This is a genomic window from Vibrio sp. 10N.261.52.C11 (assembly GCF_041471405.1).
Taxonomy (GTDB): domain Bacteria; phylum Pseudomonadota; class Gammaproteobacteria; order Enterobacterales; family Vibrionaceae; genus Vibrio; species Vibrio crassostreae_C.
Genome location: NZ_JBFROI010000001.1, coordinates 1 through 901, shown reverse-complemented (window position 1 = coordinate 901; position 901 = coordinate 1). Strand labels below are relative to the sequence as shown.

The following is a 901-nucleotide window of genomic DNA, read 5'->3' as shown; positions in this document are numbered from 1 at the left end:
TCATCGATGGCAACGGTCGCGCTGCTGACAGTAGCTGCGTCATTAGTGCCGTTAATCGTCACTTTTATGGTCGACGGTGTGCCATCAACCGACGATACCGTAAAGGTCTCTTCGACTTTATCGCCGACGTTTAATTGGTTAAACGCGCTGTTGGCGGTGAACGCCCAATGACCATTAGCATCAATAGTCAGGTCACCATTGGTGCCAGTAATCGAATCCGGTGTAAACGCATTATCTTGATTATCCACGTCGGTACTGGTCAATGTTCCTGAAGTCGTTACTGCTTTGTCGGTTTCATCGATGGCGACGGTCGCACTGCTAACAGTAGCGGCGTCGTTAGTGCCGTTAATCGTGACTTTTATGGTGGAAGGTGTGCCATCGATGGACGAGACAGTAAAGGTTTCTTCGACCTTATCGCCGACATTCAATTGGTTAAACGCGTTGTTGGCTGTGAATGTCCAATGACCATTAGCGTCAATAGTCAGGTTACCGTTGGTGCCTCCAATGGAATCCGGTGTAAATGTATTATCTGGGTTATCGACGTCGGTACTGGTCAATGTTCCTGATGTTGTTACCGCTTTGTCGGTTTCATCGATGGCAACGGTCGTGCTACTGACAGTAGCGGCGTCGTTAGTGCCGTTAATCGTCACTTTGACCGTTGACGTTGTGCCATCAATAGACGAGACAGTGAAGGTCTCTTCGACTTTATCGCCGACGTTCAATTGATTAAACGCGCTGCTCGCGGTGAACACCCAATGACCATTAGCATCAATAGTCAGGTCACCATTGGTGCCAGTAATCGAATCCGGTGTAAACGCATTATCTTGATTATCCACGTCGGTACTGGTCAATGTTCCTGAAGTCGTTACTGCTTTGTCGGTTTCATCGATGGCAACGGTCG

At 48.5% G+C, this 901-nt stretch carries 1 protein-coding gene; it reads right to left on the bottom strand.

Going from position 1 to position 901, the window contains the following annotated elements:
- A partial coding sequence (locus AB4323_RS00005) for a VCBS domain-containing protein (RefSeq protein WP_372151314.1) occupies nt 1–901 on the bottom strand: 901 nt, incomplete at both ends.